General features: G+C 69.6%; 12 protein-coding genes. All 12 read left to right on the forward strand.

Translation table 11 applies throughout. The features are described from left to right. The first annotated feature begins 13 nt into the window (after nt 1-13). The 12 genes from BM070_RS00530 (at nt 14) to treZ (ending at nt 17,035) form a co-directional block, all read left to right on the forward strand. Complete coding sequence (locus BM070_RS00530; RefSeq protein WP_092936548.1) at nt 14-1,558, forward strand: sugar ABC transporter ATP-binding protein; 1,545 nt, start codon at nt 14-16, stop codon at nt 1,556-1,558. Next, entirely contained in the window at nt 1,551-2,609 is a 1,059-nt protein-coding gene (locus BM070_RS00535; protein ID WP_092936550.1) for an ABC transporter permease, read from the forward strand. Before BM070_RS00530 ends, BM070_RS00535 begins: the two co-directional genes overlap by 8 nt. After that, nucleotides 2,606-3,628: a galactofuranose ABC transporter, permease protein YjfF gene (yjfF, locus tag BM070_RS00540; protein ID WP_092936552.1), complete on the forward strand. Its 1,023-nt coding sequence runs from the start codon at nt 2,606-2,608 to the stop codon at nt 3,626-3,628. The genes BM070_RS00535 and yjfF overlap by 4 nt, the downstream gene beginning before the upstream one ends. A gap of 57 nt (nt 3,629-3,685) precedes the next feature. Next, the gene (locus BM070_RS00545; RefSeq protein WP_092936554.1) at nt 3,686-5,419 is read left to right on the forward strand and encodes an IlvD/Edd family dehydratase; all 1,734 of its coding nucleotides are present in this window, start codon (nt 3,686-3,688) and stop codon (nt 5,417-5,419) included. Nucleotides 5,420-5,674: 255 nt separating this feature from the next. Beyond that, on the forward strand, nt 5,675-6,613 hold the full coding sequence (locus tag BM070_RS00550; RefSeq protein ID WP_092936556.1) for a dihydrodipicolinate synthase family protein: 939 nt from the start codon (nt 5,675-5,677) through the stop codon (nt 6,611-6,613). A 10-nt stretch (nt 6,614-6,623) separates the two neighbouring features. After that, nucleotides 6,624-7,676 (forward strand): 2-dehydro-3-deoxygalactonokinase, encoded by a 1,053-nt coding sequence (locus BM070_RS00555; protein WP_092936558.1) that lies wholly within the window; start codon nt 6,624-6,626, stop codon nt 7,674-7,676. Further along, nucleotides 7,673-8,386 carry a 2-dehydro-3-deoxy-6-phosphogalactonate aldolase gene (locus BM070_RS00560; protein WP_092936559.1) on the forward strand — a complete coding sequence of 238 codons (714 nt, stop codon included), beginning with the start codon at nt 7,673-7,675 and terminating at the stop codon, nt 8,384-8,386. The genes BM070_RS00555 and BM070_RS00560 overlap by 4 nt, the downstream gene beginning before the upstream one ends. 31 nt (nt 8,387-8,417) lie before the next feature. After that, a complete protein-coding gene (dgoD, locus tag BM070_RS00565) occupies nt 8,418-9,566 on the forward strand; it encodes a galactonate dehydratase (protein WP_092936561.1) in 1,149 nt (382 codons plus the stop codon). A 286-nt stretch (nt 9,567-9,852) separates the two neighbouring features. Next, the gene (gene glgB / locus BM070_RS00570; RefSeq protein WP_245785059.1) at nt 9,853-11,667 is read left to right on the forward strand and encodes a 1,4-alpha-glucan branching protein GlgB; all 1,815 of its coding nucleotides are present in this window, start codon (nt 9,853-9,855) and stop codon (nt 11,665-11,667) included. 18 nt (nt 11,668-11,685) lie between these two features. Next, nucleotides 11,686-12,996 (forward strand): glucose-1-phosphate adenylyltransferase, encoded by a 1,311-nt coding sequence (locus BM070_RS00575; RefSeq protein WP_353615598.1) that lies wholly within the window; start codon nt 11,686-11,688, stop codon nt 12,994-12,996. After that, nucleotides 12,996-15,224 carry a glycogen debranching protein GlgX gene (glgX, locus tag BM070_RS00580; RefSeq protein WP_245785060.1) on the forward strand — a complete coding sequence of 743 codons (2,229 nt, stop codon included), beginning with the start codon at nt 12,996-12,998 and terminating at the stop codon, nt 15,222-15,224. The genes BM070_RS00575 and glgX overlap by 1 nt, the downstream gene beginning before the upstream one ends. Then, nucleotides 15,221-17,035, forward strand: coding sequence for a malto-oligosyltrehalose trehalohydrolase (gene treZ, locus BM070_RS00585; RefSeq protein ID WP_092936565.1), 1,815 nt, complete (start codon nt 15,221-15,223; stop codon nt 17,033-17,035). Before glgX ends, treZ begins: the two co-directional genes overlap by 4 nt. Nucleotide 17,036: the final 1 nt, after the last annotated feature.

Below are 17,036 nucleotides of genomic sequence, written 5' to 3' on the forward strand. Positions count from 1 at the left end.
CTGACCCGCCGCCATGACCTCGACCACGCGATCCACCGCCGCAGCCGCGCCCGTGCTGGAACTGGCGGGCATCCGCAAGCAGTTCGCCGGCGTGCCGGTGCTGCAGGACGTGCAGCTGCGGCTCTACCCCGGCGAGATCCACGCGCTCATGGGGCAGAACGGCGCGGGCAAGTCCACGCTCATCAAAGTGCTCACGGGCGTGCTCAAGGCCAGCGGCGGCGAGATGCGCCTGGCCGGCGAGCCGGTGTGGCCCGATTCGCCCCTGGCTGCGCAGCGCCTGGGCATCAGCACGGTCTATCAGGAGGTCAACCTCTGCCCCAACCTCTCGGTGGCCGAGAACATCTTCGCGGGCCGCTATCCGCGCCACGGGCTGGCGCAAGGCTTTCGCATCGACTGGGCGCAGATGCAGCAGCGCGCGCGCGAGCTGGTCGCGCGCATTGGCCTCGACATCGACGTGACGCGGCTGCTCTCGGACTACCCCGTGGCCGTGCAGCAGCTGGTGGCGATCGCGCGGGCGCTGAGCATCGATGCGCGCGTGCTGATCCTGGACGAGCCCACGTCGAGCCTGGACGACGACGAAGTCCGCAAGCTCTTCGAGGTGCTGCGCCGCCTGCGCGGCGAGGGCCTGGCCATCGTCTTCGTCACCCACTTCCTGAACCAGGTCTATGCGGTGTCGGACCGCATCACCGTGCTGCGCAACGGCACCTGGGTGGGCGAATGGGCGGCGAAGGACCTGGGCCCGCAGGCGCTGATCGCCGCCATGCTGGGCCGCGAGCTGGGCGCGCATGCGGAGCAGACTCCGGCGGCGCAAGGCACCGGCACGCAAGCCCCCGCGCTGCTGCAGGCCGAGGGCCTGGGCCAGACCGGCCAGCTGCAGCCGCTGGACCTGCAGATCCGCCCGGGCGAGGTCGTGGGCCTGGCCGGCCTGCTGGGAGCGGGCCGCACGGAGCTGGCGCGCCTGCTCTTCGGGCTGGAGCAGCCCGACCGCGGCCTGCTGCGCGTGGACGGCCAGACGGTGGCCTTCTCCAACCCCATGGACGCCATCCGGCAGGGCCTGGCCCTGTGCCCCGAAGAGCGCAAGACCGACGGCATCGTGGCCGAACTCTCGGTGCGCGAGAACATCGCCCTCGCGCTGCAGGCGCGCATGGGCCTGACGCGCTTTCTCTCCCGCGCCGAGCAGACTGCGCTGGCCGAGCGCTACGTGCAGCTGCTGGGCATCAAGACCGCCAGCATCGAGACGCCCATCGGCCTGCTGTCGGGCGGCAACCAGCAGAAGGCCATCCTGGCGCGCTGGCTGGCGACCGAGCCGCGCCTGTTGATTCTCGACGAACCCACGCGCGGCATCGACGTGGCGGCCAAGCAGGAAATCATGGACCAGATCCTGCGCCTGGCGCAGGCCGGCATGGCCGTGCTCTTCATCTCGTCGGAGATGAGCGAGGTGGTGCGCGTGGCCCACCGCATCGTGGTGCTGCGCGACCGCCGCAAGGTGGGCGAGCTGCCCGCCGGCAGCAGCGAAGACGACGTCTATCAACTGATCGCGGACCACGCCCATGCCTGAACGCAGTCCCGCCCCCTTCGGCCCCGCCGCACTGCTGCGCCACCGCCTCGCCTGGCCGGTGATCACGCTGCTGCTCCTGCTGGCCGTCAACACGGCCTTCAATCCGGGCTTCCTGCACGTCGAATGGCGCGACGGGCATCTCTACGGCAGCCTGATCGACATCCTCAACCGCGCCGCGCCGCTGGTGCTGGTGTCGCTGGGCATGACCATGGTGATCGCCACGCGCGGCATCGACATCTCGGTGGGCGCCACCGTGGCCATCGCCGCGGCCGTGGCGGCCTGGCTGATCGGCGGGTCGGTGTCGGCCACCGAAAGCCGTTTTCCGTTGCCGGTGGCCCTGCTGGGCGCGGTCGGCGTCGCGCTGCTGTGCGGCATCTGGAACGGCGTGCTGGTGGCCAAGGTGGGCATGCAGCCCATCATCGCCACGCTGATCCTGATGGTGGCGGGCCGGGGCATCGCCCAGCTCATCACCGACGGGCAGATCATCACCATCTACTACGCGCCCTACTTCTTCATCGGCGGGGGCTACCTGGCCGGGCTGCCGTTCTCGCTCTTCGTGGTGGCCGCCGTGTTCGCGCTGCTGTATCTCGCCATCACGCGCACGGCGCTGGGCCTTTTCATCCAGGCGGTGGGCGTCAACCCCACGGCCGCGCGCGTGGCGGGCGTGCAGGCGGGCCGGCTCATCATGGCGGCCTACGTGTTCTGCGGCGTGTGCGCGGGCATCGCGGGCCTGCTCATCAGCTCCAACGTGAAGAGCGCCGACGGCAACAACGCCGGCCAGCTGATGGAGCTGGATGCGATCCTCGCGGTGACGCTGGGCGGCACCGCGCTCACGGGTGGGCGCTTCAGCCTGGCCGGCAGCGTGATCGGCGCGCTCATCATCCAGACGCTGACCTACGCCATCTATTCGCTGGGCGTGCCGCCCGAGGTGAACCTGGTGGTGAAAGCCGTGGTGGTCTTCGTCGTCATGCTGCTGCAGTCGCCGGAATTCCGCGCCCAGGTGGGCATGCTGGCGCGCCCCCCTGCCGCCGCCCGGAGGCCCCTGCCATGAGCGCCGTCATGACCCCGGCCACCGCCGGCAGCGCCGCCACCGCCGCGAGCCGCCCGCGCCTGAACGCCAAGTACCTGCCGCTGGCCGCCACCATCGCGCTCTTCGTGGCCATGGCCACGCTGGGTTCGGTGCGCTATACGGGCTTCTTCTCGGCCCAGGTGTTCCTCAACCTGCTGATCGACAACGCCTTCCTCATCATCGTCGCGGTGGGCATGACCTTCGTGATCCTCTCGGGCGGCATCGATCTTTCGGTGGGCGCCGTGGTCGCGCTGACCACCATGGTGTTCGCCGCCCTGGTCGAGCACCACGGCTGGAGCCCGCTGGCCGCCGTGCCGGTGGTGCTGCTCATGGGCACCTGCTTCGGCGCGTTCATGGGCTTTCTGATCGAGCGCTTCCGCCTGCAGCCATTCATCGTCACGCTGGCCGGCATGTTCCTGGCGCGGGGCCTGTGCTATGTCATCAGCATCGACTCGATCAGCATCACGCACGAAGGCTACTCGGAGCTGGCCCAGTGGCGCCTGCAGATCACCGAGACCGCCTCGCTCTCGCTGGGCGCGCTGATCGCCATCGCCGTGGTGCTGGCCGGGATCTTCATCGCGCACTGCACGCCGTTCGGCCGCGCCGTCTATGCCGTGGGCGGCAGCGAGGCCTCGGCCTTGCTCATGGGCCTGCCGGTGCGCTCCACGCTGGTGGGGGTCTATACCTTGTCGGGCTTTTGCTCGGCGCTCGCGGGCGTGGTGTTCACCTTCTACATGCTCTCGGGCTACGGCCTGCATGCGGTGGGCATGGAACTGGACGCCATCGCCGCCGTCGTCATCGGCGGCACGCTGCTCACGGGCGGCGTGGGCTACGTGGCGGGCACGCTGTTCGGCGTGCTGATGCTCGGAATCATCCAGACCCTCATCTCCTTCGACGGCACGCTCAGCTCGTGGTGGACGCGCATCGCCGTCGGAGTGCTGCTGTTCGTCTTCTGCCTGCTGCAGCGCCTGCTCACGCGCCGCCCGGCGCGCCGGCACTGACCACCCTTTCCTCCTCTTCCTTCTGACCCGCCCCCTTTACCCTTCGAGCCTTTCACGATGACCAATCCACCGCGCAAACTCCGCTCCACCGAATGGTTCGGCACGGCCGACAAGAACGGCTTCATGTACCGCAGCTGGATGAAGAACCAGGGCATTCCGGACCATGAATTCGACGGCCGCCCGATCATCGGCATCTGCAACACCTGGTCCGAGCTCACGCCCTGCAACGCGCACTTCCGCAAGATCGCCGAGCACGTCAAGCGCGGCATCTACGAAGCCGGCGGCTTTCCGGTCGAGTTCCCGGTGTTCTCCAACGGCGAATCCAACCTGCGGCCCACGGCCATGCTCACGCGCAACCTGGCGAGCATGGACGTGGAGGAAGCCATCCGCGGCAACCCCATCGACGCGGTGGTGCTGCTCACGGGCTGCGACAAGACCACGCCGGCCCTGCTGATGGGCGCAGCCAGCTGCGACGTGCCGGCCATCGTGGTGACGGGCGGGCCCATGCTCAACGGCAAGCTCGACGGCAAGGACATCGGCTCGGGCACCGCCGTGTGGCGCCTGCACGAATCGCTCAAGGCCGGCGAGATCAACGAGCACCAGTTCTTCGCGGCCGAGGCCGGCATGTCGCGCTCGGCCGGCACCTGCAACACCATGGGCACGGCCAGCACCATGGCCTGCATGGCCGAATCGCTGGGCACCTCGCTGCCGCACAACGCGGCCATTCCGGCGGTGGATGCGCGCCGCTACGTGCTGGCCCACATGTCGGGCCGGCGCATCGTGGAGATGGCGCACGAAGGGCTCACGCTGTCGAAGATCCTCACGCGCGGCGCGTTCGAGAACGCCATCCGCACCAACGCGGCCATCGGCGGCTCGACCAATGCGGTGATCCACCTCAAGGCCATCGCAGGGCGCATCGGCGTAGAACTGGAACTCGAAGACTGGACGCGCATCGGCCGCGGCACGCCCACGCTGGTGGACCTGCAGCCTTCGGGCCGCTTCCTGATGGAAGAGTTCTACTACGCCGGCGGCCTGCCCGCCGTGCTGCGCCGCCTGGGCGAGAACGGCCTGCTGCCGCACCCCGATGCGCTCACCGTGAACGGCAAGAGCCTCTGGGACAACGTGCGCGAGGCCCCCCAGTACAACGACGAAGTCATCCGCCCGCTCGACAACCCGCTGATCGCGGATGGCGGCATCTGCATCCTGCGCGGCAACCTGGCGCCGCGCGGCGCGGTGCTCAAGCCCTCGGCCGCCACGCCCGAACTGCTCAAGCACCGGGGCCGCGCCGTGGTGTTCGAGAACCTGGAGCACTACAAGGAACGCATCGTCGATGAAGACCTGGACATCGACGCCAGCTGCGTGATGGTCATGAAGAACTGCGGCCCCAAGGGCTACCCCGGCATGGCCGAGGTGGGCAACATGGGCCTGCCGCCCAAGCTCCTGCGGCGCGGCGTGAAGGACATGGTCCGCATCTCCGACGCCCGCATGAGCGGCACCGCCTACGGCACCGTGGTGCTGCATGTGGCGCCCGAAGCGGCCGCGGGCGGCCCGCTGGCCGCCGTGCGCGACGGCGACTTCATCGAGCTGGACTGCGAGAACGGCCGCCTGCACCTGGACATCAGCGACGAGGAACTGGCCGCGCGCCTGGCCGAGCTGGCCGCCACCGACCACGGCGGGCGCGGCGGCTACCAGCGCCTCTACGTCGATCACGTGCTGCAGGCCGACGAGGGCTGCGACTTCGACTTCCTGGTCGGCTGCCGGGGCGCCGCCGTGCCACGCCACTCGCACTGATGAACACCCCCCTGAGGCGCTGCGCGCCTTCCCCCCCGCTCTCGCATTGCTGCAAGTTGAGATGAACACCCCCCTGCGGCGCTATGCGCCTTCCCCCCGCTCTCGCAACGCTGCGCGTTGCGGGCAGGGGGACGCAGCCCTCGCTGCGGGGCGGCCCTTGCTCGGCTGCCCTGGCTTCGGGCCGCGCCAGTGGCGCCGCCTGCGCTCACAGCAAGGCGCGCAGCAGACCTGAGCAACCCATGAATTTGTGAACCTATGCCAGCACCACACTCTGCCCAAAATCCCCGCTACCGCGGCATCTTCCCGGTCGTGCCGACCACCTTCCACGAAGACGGCAGCCTCGACCTGGAGAGCCAGAAGCGCTGCCTGGATTTCATGATCGATGCCGGCGTGGACGGCCTGTGCATCCTGGCCAACTTCTCCGAGCAGTTCTCGCTGTCGGACGCGGAGCGCGAGACGCTCACGCGGACCTCGCTGGAGCATGTCGCCGGCCGGGTGCCGGTGATCGTCACCACCACCCACTACGGCACCCGCGTGTGCGCCGAGCGCAGCCGCGCCGCGCAGGACATGGGCGCCGCCATGGTGATGGTGATGCCGCCCTACCACGGCGCCACCTTCCGCGTGCCCGAGGCACAGATCCACGAGTTCTACGCCCGCGTGTCCGACGCCATCGACATTCCCATCATGGTGCAGGACGCGCCGGCCAGCGGCACGGTGCTCTCGGCCCCGTTCCTGGCCCGCATGGCGCAGGAGATCGAGCACCTGGCCTACTTCAAGATCGAGACCCCCGGCGCCGCCAGCAAGCTGCGCGAGCTGATCCGCCTGGGCGGCGACGCCATCGAAGGCCCCTGGGACGGCGAGGAGGCCATCACCCTGCTGGCCGACCTGGACGCGGGCGCCACCGGCGCCATGACGGGCGGCGCCTTCCCGGACGGCATCCGCCCCATCATCGAGGCCCACCGCCAGGGCGACATGGACCAGGCCTTCGCGCTCTACCAGCGCTGGCTGCCGCTCATCAACCACGAGAACCGCCAGGGCGGCATCCTCACGGCCAAGGCGCTCATGAAGGCTGGCGGCGTGATCGCCTGCGAGGCCGGCCGCCACCCGTTCCCGCCCATGCACCCCGAGGTGCGGCGCGGTTTGATTGACATCGCTCGCCGGCTCGATCCGCTGGTGCTGCGCTGGGCCCGCTGAGCTGCAAGCCATGAACGACTCCGCCGCCGACCTCCAGGGCACCCGCCTCGTCGCGCTCGACTGGGGCACCAGCTCGCTGCGCGCCTACCGCCTGGGCGACGGGGCCCGCGTGCTGGAACTGCGCCACCGCCCCTGGGGCATCATGCATCTGCCCCCGGCGCCGGCCGGCGCCGACACCAGCCCCGAAGCCGCCTTCGAGCGCGCCCTGCAGGACACCTGCGGCGACTGGCTCGCCGCCGACCCCGCCCTGCCCCTGCTGGCCTGCGGCATGGTCGGCAGCGCCCAGGGCTGGCGCGAGGCGCGCTACCTGCACACCCCCACCTCGCTAGACGCGCTGGCCCAGGGCCTCACCCGCGTGGAGCGCCCCAGCGGCCAGCCGCTGCACATCGTGCCCGGCCTGCTGCAGCCCGGCGAATTGCCCAACGTGATGCGCGGCGAGGAAACCCAGGTGCTGGGCGTGCTGGCCCTGCGGCTCGCAGAAGACGCCGGCCCCTGGCTGGTCGGACTGCCCGGCTCCCACAGCAAGTGGGTGGTGGCGCAGCGCGGCGGCATCGAGGGCTTCCACACCTTCATGACCGGCGAGGTCTTCGCCGCCCTGCGCGGCCACACCATCCTGGGCAAGACCATGGCCGCAGCCGCAGCACCAGGAGCGCAGGACGAAGCAGCCTTCGTGCGCGGCCTGCAGGTGGCGAGCGGCAGCGATGCCGGCCTGGGCCTGCTCTCGCACATCTTCAGCACGCGCACGCTGGGCCTCACCGGCGTTCTGCCCGCCAGCGCCCAGGCCGACTACCTCTCGGGCCTGCTCATCGGCCACGAGATCGCCGCCCTCGCCCGCGTGCATCCGCCCGGTGGCACTGGTGGCACAGCGCCCGTCCAGCCGCTGCTCTGCGGCGAGCCGGACCTGTGCCGCCGCTACGCCCTCGCCCTGCGGCTGCAGGGCTTCGCCGAGCCCGCCATCGCCGCCCAGGCCACGCCCACCGGGCTCTGGCAGATCGCCCAGGCCGCCGGCCTGCTGGTGCCGGGCGCGCCGCAACCTTCATCCGCAGAGAGCCTTGCCGCATGACCACCATCGACCACACCCTGTTCCACGCCATGCAGCGCTGCGGCCTCATCGCCATCCTGCGCGGCATCCAGCCCCATGAGGCCGAGCCCGTCGGCCAGGCCCTCTACGACGCGGGCTTCCGCATCATCGAGGTGCCGCTCAACTCGCCCGAGCCGCTGGCCAGCATCCGCGCACTGCGGGGCGCCCTGCCCGCCGACTGCGTGGTGGGCGCGGGCACCGTGCTGTCGGCCCAGGACTGCGCCGACGTGGCCGAGGCCGGCGGGCAGATCATCGTCATGCCTCACAGCGACCCGGCCGTGATCCGCGCCGCCCGCGCCGCGGGCCTGGCCTGCGCGCCCGGCGTAGCCACGCTGACCGAGGCCTATGCGGCGCTCGCCGCCGGTGCCAGCCTGCTCAAGCTCTTTCCGGCCGAGGCCCTGCCCCCGGCCGTGCTGAAAGCCTGGCGCGCCGTGATCCCGCCCGGCGTGGCGCTGGCGCCCGTGGGCGGCATCGCGCCCGAAAGCATCGCGGCCTATGCCGCCGCCGGCGCCAGCGGCTTCGGCCTGGGCTCGGCCCTCTACCGCCCCGGCAACAGCGCCGCCGACGTGGCCCGCAAGGCCGTGGCCTTCATCCAGGCCTGGCACGACGCCTACGGCATGGCCCGCACCTGCGGGCAGGCCGCAGCAGCGGCGCCCGCGCCGCTGCCCTCCACCGCAGCCTCCGTTTCCTGACACCTTCCCTTTCCCCTTCCCTTTCCCCGCCATGAAGATCACCCGACTGACCACGTTCCTGGTGCCACCGCGCTGGTGCTTTCTGAAGATCGAGACCGACGAAGGCATCGTCGGCTGGGGCGAGCCCGTGCTCGAAGGCCGCGCCGAAACCGTGGCCGCAGCCGTGGCGGAACTGGCCGACTACCTGATCGGCAAGGACCCGCGCAACATCGAAGACCACTGGACGGTGCTCTACCGCGGCGGCTTCTACCGCGGCGGCGGCGTGCACATGAGCGCGCTGGCCGGCATCGACCAGGCGCTCTGGGACATCAAGGGCAAGGCCCTGGGCGTTCCCGTGTCCGACCTGCTGGGCGGCAACGTGCGCGACAAGATCCGCGTCTATAGCTGGATCGGCGGCGACCGCCCGGCCGAGACCGCCCGCCAGGCCCGCGATGCGGTGGACCGGGGCTTCACCGCCGTGAAGATGAACGGCACCGAAGAGATGCAGTTCGTGGACAGCTTCGACAAGGTCGAGCGCTGCCTGCAGAACGTGGCCGCCGTGCGTGAGGCCGTGGGGCCCCACGTGGGCATCGGCGTGGACTTCCACGGCCGCGTCCACCGGCCCATGGCCAAGGTGCTCATCAAGGAGCTGGAGCCCTACAAGCTCATGTTCATCGAGGAGCCCGTGCTCAGCGAGCACCACGAGGCGCTGAAAGAGATCGCGCGCATCTCCTCCACCCCCATCGCGCTGGGCGAGCGGCTCTATTCGCGCTGGGACTTCAAGCGCGTGCTGCAGGAGGGCTACGCCGACATCATCCAGCCCGACCCGTCGCACTCCGGCGGCATCACCGAAACGCGCAAGATCGCCTCGATGGCCGAGGCCTACGACGTGGCCCTGGCGCTGCACTGCCCGCTCGGCCCCATCGCCCTGGCGGCCAACCTGCAGATCGATGCCGTCTGCTACAACGCCTTCATCCAGGAGCAGAGCCTGGGCATCCACTACAACCAGGAAAACGACCTGATGGACTACGTCTCCAATCCAGAGGTCTTCGCCTACGAGGACGGCATGGTCGCCATCCCGCGCGGCCCGGGCCTGGGCATCGAGGTCAACGAAGACTATGTGCGCGAACGCGCCCAGCAGGGCCACCGCTGGCGCAACCCCGTGTGGCGCCACAAGGACGGCAGCTTCGCCGAGTGGTGAAGAGCCGAGGCGCCGGGCCCAGCCGGCGCTTTGCCGCAGACTGAAGCACCCGCGTCAGGGGTGCGCCGCAGAGCCGCGCAGGGAGTTTCTAGCCGCGCCATCACTGTCATTCTGCTGACGGAACTGGGCAGTCTCCGGCACCGTAGTCCGGCACCTACGGAGCGTGGCGGCACGATCTTGCAGGGGAGTTGTGCGCTGCAACAGAGGATGCGATTCAGCATCTATGTTGGCCCAACCACACCGCCCCTCCTCGCAGACACCCGCCTCCGGCGGTGTCCCATCCCACTTGCGCCAATTCGAAAGCCTGGGCGCGCACCCGGCCCCCGAAGGCACGGCGTTCACCGTCTGGGCGCCCAACGCCGCCCACGTCGATGTGATCGGCTCCTTCAGCCGCTGGCAGCCGCAACCCATGGAGCGGCTGGCCGACGGCTCGGGCCGCTGGACCACTCAGGTCGCGGGCGCCCGCCACGGCGACTTCTACAAGTACCGCATCCACACGGCCGACGGGCAGTCCCTCGACAAGGCCGACCCCTACGCCACCCGCTCCGAACTCGCCCCGGGCACAGCCTCGCAGATCTGGCACCTGGACTACGCCTGGAACGACCAGGCCTGGATGCAGTCGCGCGCGAGGCGCCAGAGCCAGGATTCGGCCATATCGATCTATGAAGTCCATCTGGGCTCCTGGCAGCGGCACGAAGACGGCAGCTTCCTGAACTACCGCGAAGTCGCCCGCCGCCTGGCGGCCCACTGCGAAACCATGGGCTTCACGCATGTGGAGCTCATGCCGGTGACGGAACACCCCTTCTACGGCTCCTGGGGCTACCAGACCACCGGGTACTTCTCCCCTACGGCGCGCTACGGCGAGCCGCAGGACCTGATGGCGCTGGTGGACACGCTGCACCAGCACGGCATCGGCGTGGTGGTGGACTGGGTGGCATCGCACTTTCCTTCCGACGCCCACGGCCTCGCCCGCTTCGACGGCACGGCGCTCTACGAGCACGAAGACCCGCGCCGCGGCTTCCACCCCGAGTGGAACAGCCTGATCTTCAACTACGGCCGCTACGAGGTGCGCGACTTCCTGATCGGCAATGCGCTCTTCTGGCTGGAGAAGTACCACTTCGACGCGATCCGCGTGGATGCCGTGTCGTCCATGCTGTACCTGGACTTCTCCCGCAAGCCCGGCGAATGGATTCCGAACGCGGACGGCGGCAACCAGAACTGGGAGGCCGTGCGTTTCCTGCAGGATCTGAACACGGCGGTGTATGCCGCATTCCCCGACGTGCACGTCATCGCGGAAGAGTCCACCTCGTGGAGCGGCGTCTCGCGCCCCGTGCACGACGGCGGCCTGGGCTTCGGCATGAAGTGGAACATGGGCTGGATGAACGACACGCTGCGCTACATGGAGCGCCAGCACATCCACCGCGCCTGGCACGGCGACGACATCCGCTTCTCCGCGGCCTACGCCTTCGACGAGAACTTCGTGCTGGCGCTCTCGCACGACGAAGTCGTCTATGGCAAGCACAGCTTGCTCATGCGCCAGCCGGGCGACGAATGGCAGCGCTTCGCCGGCCTGCGCACGCTCTACGGAATGATGTGGTCGCACCCCGGCAAGAAGCTGCTCTTCATGGGCGGCGAGTTCGCGCAAGTCGAGGAATGGCACCACGAGCGCACGCTCGACTGGCACCTCTGGGCGAAATCCGGCCACCAGGGCGTAGCGCGCTGGGTGGCGGACCTGAACCACATCTACCGCGCCCTGCCGGCGCTGCACGCCACCGACTTCGACCGCTCGGCCTTCCGCTGGGCCCAGCTCTCCCAGCCCGATGCGACGGTGCTCGCCTTCCTGCGCCAGCACGGCGGCGAGATCGTGCTGGCCGTCCACAACCTCACGCCCCGCCCCTTCCACGGCCAGCAGGTCCAGGTGCCGGCGGGAGGCCACTGGCACGAGCTGCTCAACAGCGACGCTACCTGCTACGGCGGCAGCGGCATGGGCAATGCCGGCGGCGTGCCGGCTGAGCCTCTGTCCCACGAATCCTGGAGCGTCACTCTCACGGTGCCGCCCCTTGCCACGCTTTTATTGTCTAACCGTCCCGTCCGGGCCTGATCTCACAGGAGTTTCGCCATGTCTCGCACACGCAATGTTCTCGCCATCGTGATGGCCGGAGGCGAGGGATCTCGCCTGTACCCCCTGACCGCCGAGCGCTGCAAGCCTGCCGTTCCGTTCAACGGCAAGCACCGCATCGTGGACTTCGTGCTCTCCAACCTCGTCAATTCCGAGATCTACTCGATCTACCTGCTGGTGCAGTACAAGTCGCAGTCGCTGATCGAGCACATCCGCCAGTCCTGGACCATGACGCGCTTCATCCCCGAGCACTTCGTGACCGTGGTGCCGCCGCAGATGCGCAACGGCCCCGAGTGGTTCCAGGGCACGGCCGATTCGGTCTACCAGAACATCCACCTGATCGAGTCCTTCCAGCCCGACATCGTGGCCGTGTTCGGCGCCGATCACATCTACCGCATGGACGTGCGCCAGATGGTGGACTTCCACATCGCCAACAACGCCCATGTGAGCGTGGCCACCCTGCCGGTGCCGCTGTCGCAGAGCAACCAGTTCGGCATCGTGGACATCGACGCGAACCACCGCATCCGCGATTTCGTCGAGAAACCCGCCACCACCGAACCCATGCCGGGCAGCAGCACGCATGCGCTCGCCTCCATGGGCAACTACCTCTTCAATGCCGACGTGCTGCTGGAAGAACTCAAGAAGGCGCACGCCACCGGCCACAGCGACTTCGGCCGCGACATCCTGCCGACGATGCTCAAGTCCCACCGCCTGATGGCCTACGACTTCACGACCAACGAGATCCCCGGTACCGAGCCCTACGAGGAACACGCCTACTGGCGTGACGTGGGCACCATCGACGCGTATTTCGACGCCCACTTCGATACCCTGGGCGCCACGCCGCGCTTTCGCATGACCAACCGCCAGTGGCCCATCTACGCCAGCCCCGACCAGGCCGAGTCGGCACAGATCGAGGAAGGCGTGATCCACCGCTCGGTGGTCGGCTCCGGCAGCATCGTGGACGGCGCCATGCTGGACCACGCCATGCTGCGCCGCTCGGTGCTGGTCGAGCGCAACGCGCGGCTGGAGCACTGCATCGTGATGGAGCGATCGCGCATCGGCCACGGCGCCCACGTGCGCCGCGCCATCATCGACCAGGACAACGACATTCCGCCCGGCGAACGCATCGGCTTCGATCTGGAAGCCGACCGCAAACGCTTCCCGGTCACGCCCAGCGGCATCGTCGTCGTGCCCCGCTGCTATTTCCCCATCAAGCGCCGCGATGCCGCCGCCGAAGGCGTGGAGCCCGGCCGCCTGCCGCTGCCGACCTCCATCCCCGCCTGCCCGGCCGACGCCGAACTGATCGCCTGATGATGATGATGATGCGCACCGACACCGGAGCTGCCACGGCCGCCAGCAAAAGCGGCCGCCGCGCCCGCGCGGCCCAGTACACCGTGGAACGCGGTGAGCCCTGGCCCCTGGGAGCCTCGCCCGACCGCAACGGCGTGAATTTCGCCGTGTATTCCAGCGTGGCCGACCGCGTGGAGGTCTGCCTCTATGCCGACGGCGACCGCGAAATCCAGCGCATCACCCTGCCGGCCCTGACGGACGATGTCTGGCACGGCTACGTGCCGGGCCTCAAGCCCGGCCAGCGCTACGGCCTGCGCGTCCATGGCCCCTATGAGCCCGAGGCCGGCAAGCGCTGCAACCCGGCCAAGCTGCTGATCGACCCCTATGCCCGGGCGCTGGACCGCAAGATCGTCGGCAGCATCGACCAGTTCGGCTACGCAGTAGGCCAGGACGACGAAGACCTGGTGCCAGGCGACGTGGACAACGGCGCGACCGCGCCCAAGGCCGTGGTGGTGCGCTCCAGGTTCGACTGGGGCGACGACCAGCCCCCGCGCGTGCCGGCAGAGGACACGGTGTTCTACGAAGTGCACGTCAAAGGCTTCACGCAGACGCTGCAGGACGTGCCCGAGGCACAGCGCGGCACCTATGCCGGCCTCGCCTCGCCGGCCGCCATCGCCCACCTCAAGAAGATCGGCGTGACCAGCGTGGAGCTGCTGCCGGTGCAGGCCTTCATCGACGACCAGCGCCTGGTGGAACTGGGCCTGGCCAACTACTGGGGCTACAACACCGTGGCCTTCTTCGCGCCGGACCCGCGCTACGCCGCGCCCGGCGCCGCCGACGGCGGCGTGGAAGAGTTCAAGCGCATGGTCAAGGCGCTGCATGCCGAAGGCCTGGAAGTGATCCTCGATGTGGTCTACAACCACACGGGCGAAGGCAACCATCTGGGCCCCACGCTGAGCCTGAAGGGCATCGACAACACGGCCTATTACCGCCTGTCGGAGGAATCCGCGCGCTTCTACGTGGACTACACCGGCACCGGCAACACGGTGGACACCAGCAACGCGCCCGCCCTGCGCCTGGTGCTCGACAGCCTGCGCTACTGGGTCACGGAAATGCATGTGGACGGCTTCCGGTTCGACCTGGCCTCCGCCCTGGGCCGCGATGCGGCAGGCGCCTACACCTGGCGCGCGCCCTTCTTCGCGGCCATCGCCCAGGACCCGGTGCTCTCGCGCGTGAAGCTCATCGCCGAGCCCTGGGACCTGGGGCCCGATGGCTACCAGCTGGGCGGTTTTCCCACCGGCTGGATGGAATGGAACGGCCGCTACCGCGATGCGGTGCGCGACTACTGGGCGCAGGCCGACGCCAGCCTTCCGGGCCTGGCGGCCAGCCTCTGCGGCTCGGCCGACATGCTGGAGCCGCGCCGCCGCCGGCCCACGGCCAGCGTCAACCTGGTGACGGTGCACGACGGCTTCACCCTGGCCGACCTCGTCAGCTACAACGAAAAGCACAACGAGGCCAACCAGGAAGGCGGCAACGACGGCGAGAACCACAACCGCAGCTGGAACTGCGGCGCCGAAGGCGATAGCGACGACCCGGCCATCATCGACCTGCGCGCCCGGCAGACGCGCAACCTGCTAACCACCCTGTTCCTCTCGCACGGCACGCCCTTGCTCTTGGGCGGCGACGAGCTGGCCCGCACGCAGGGCGGCAACAACAACGGCTACTGCCAGGACTCCGAAATCTCCTGGTACGACTGGCAGCGGGCGCAGGAGCCCTTCGCCCAGGAACTGCAGCACTTCACCGCCGAGCTGATCGCGCTGCGGCACTCGCTGCCCGTGGTGCGGCTCAGCGAATGGCCGCACCATGGCGCCGGCGAAGCGGCCCTGGTCACGGTGGAGTGGAAGAGCGTGTGGGGCCTGCCCATGAGCGCCGAGGAATGGGACGACCCGGCCGTGCGCTGCGTGTCCGCCTTGATGGAAAGCCGCATGGCGGGCGAAGACTCGGTGATGCTGCTGTTCAATGCATCGAACGAGGAAGCCCATTTCACCCTGCCTGCAGAGCCTGAAGGCCGCGCCTGGCAGCTGCGGCTGGACACGCGCGACACCCGCATCCACCCGGCCGGCGCCGCAGATGCACCCCAGGCGGACGCGGGTGGCCAATGGACGCTGCAGCCCCATTCGATGGCCGTCTTCACGGCCCCGCCCGTCGCACCCGCGGCCGAGGACGACACCCTGCCGGACGCCGCATGAGCCCACGCCATCCCATGCCCTTCGGCGAGACGCCGACCCATGAAGGTGGCCGGCTCTTCACCCTGTGGGCACCGGCAGCCCGCGAAGTCGCCCTCATGCACGGCGGCGCCACGGCCGAGGGCGAGCTGCCCCACCGGGTGCTGGCGCGGCGCGAGTCCGGCGGCTGGTGGCATGCGCAGCTGCCCCAATGCCCGCCGGGCACGCGCTACCAGTGGTGCATCGACGGCACGCTGCGCGCGCCGGATCCGGCATCGCGCTACAACCCGCGCGGCCCGCACCAGCCGAGCGAAGTGATCGCCCCCGAGGCCTTCCCATGGCGCACGCAGTGGTCCGGCCGGCCCTGGCATGAGCTGGTGTTCTACGAACTGCATGTGGGCAGCTTCACGCCCGAGGGCACCTATGCCGCGGCGCAGGAACACCTGCCCCGGCTGGCCGAGCTCGGCTTCACGGCGATCGAGCTCATGCCGCTCGCCACCTTCGTGGGCGAATGGGGCTGGGGCTACGACGGCGTGCTGCCGTACGCGCCGCACCCGGCCTACGGCTCGCCCGACGACCTCAAGCGCTTCATCGACGCGGCGCACGCCCTGGGCCTGTGCGTCTTCATCGACGTGGTCTACAACCACTTCGGGCCCGACGGCAACTACCTGCACGCCTACGCCCCGCATTTCTTCTCCAAGGACCACCAGAGCCCCTGGGGCGCCGCGCTGAACTTCGACCGGCAAGGCAGCGAGACGGTGCGCGACTTCTTCATCCACAACGCGCTCTACTGGCTGCAGGAATTCCGCGCCGACGGCCTGCGGCTCGACGCCGTCCACGCCATCGCCGACGAGAGCAGCCCCGACATCCTGGAAGAGCTCAGCACCCGCGTGCGCGAGCTGGCCCCGCGCTGCGGCCGCCCGCTGCATCTGGTGCTGGAAAACGAGCGCAACGAGGCCCGCCGCCTGGCCACCACCGCCCGGCCGGGCCTCTACGACGGCCAGTGGAACGACGACTTCCACCACAGCGTCCATGTCGCGCTCACGCAGGAAACGCAAGGCTATTACGCCAAGTTCGGTGACGACCCCGTCGCCCTGCTGGGCCAGGTGTTCACGCACGGCTTCGCCTTCCAGCACGGAAAGCCCAGCACCGCGCCGCCGGCGCCGCTGGGCGCGCTCGTCCAGTTCATGGGCAACCACGACCAGATCGGCAACCGGGCCTTCGGCGAGCGGCTGGCGAGCCTGGCGCCCTCGCCGGATGCGGTGGAGCTGGCCCTGCTGCTGTCGCTGCTGACGCCGGCCGTGCCCATGGTGTTCATGGGTGATGAATTCGGCGCCTCCACGCCGTTCCTCTATTTCGCCAACTGGGAAGGCGACCTGTGCCAGGCCGTACGCGAAGGCCGGCAGCGCGAGTTCAGCCACGAAGTGCCGCCCGGCCGCGAATTGCCCGCCCCCTGCGACATCTCCTCGCTGCACGCCAGCCAGCTGCGCTGGGACGAAGCCGCATCGCCCGCCGGCCAGGCGCGCAGCGATCTCGTCCGCCGCGCGCTGCAGGCACGGCGCGAGTGGCTCATGCCCCTGGCGCAGCGGCTGCAAGGCGCCGGGCACACCGCCGAACGCACGGGCCCGCAGGCGCTGCGCGTGCAGTGGCGCTACGCCGGCGGCGCCCGCCTGCAGCTGGAGGTCAACCTCGGCAGCGCGGCCATCGAGGTGGCGGCCCCGGGCGTGCCGACGGAGCACAAGGCGCAAGCCATCTTCTCCTACCACCGCGGCAGCGGCGACGAAGGCCTCTGGCCCGCCTGGTCTGCCCGCTGGACCCTGCTGAATCCTCCTTGAC

Source organism: Paracidovorax wautersii, assembly GCF_900113035.1.
In the GTDB taxonomy this organism is placed as follows: Bacteria; Pseudomonadota; Gammaproteobacteria; order Burkholderiales; family Burkholderiaceae_C; genus Paracidovorax; species Paracidovorax wautersii.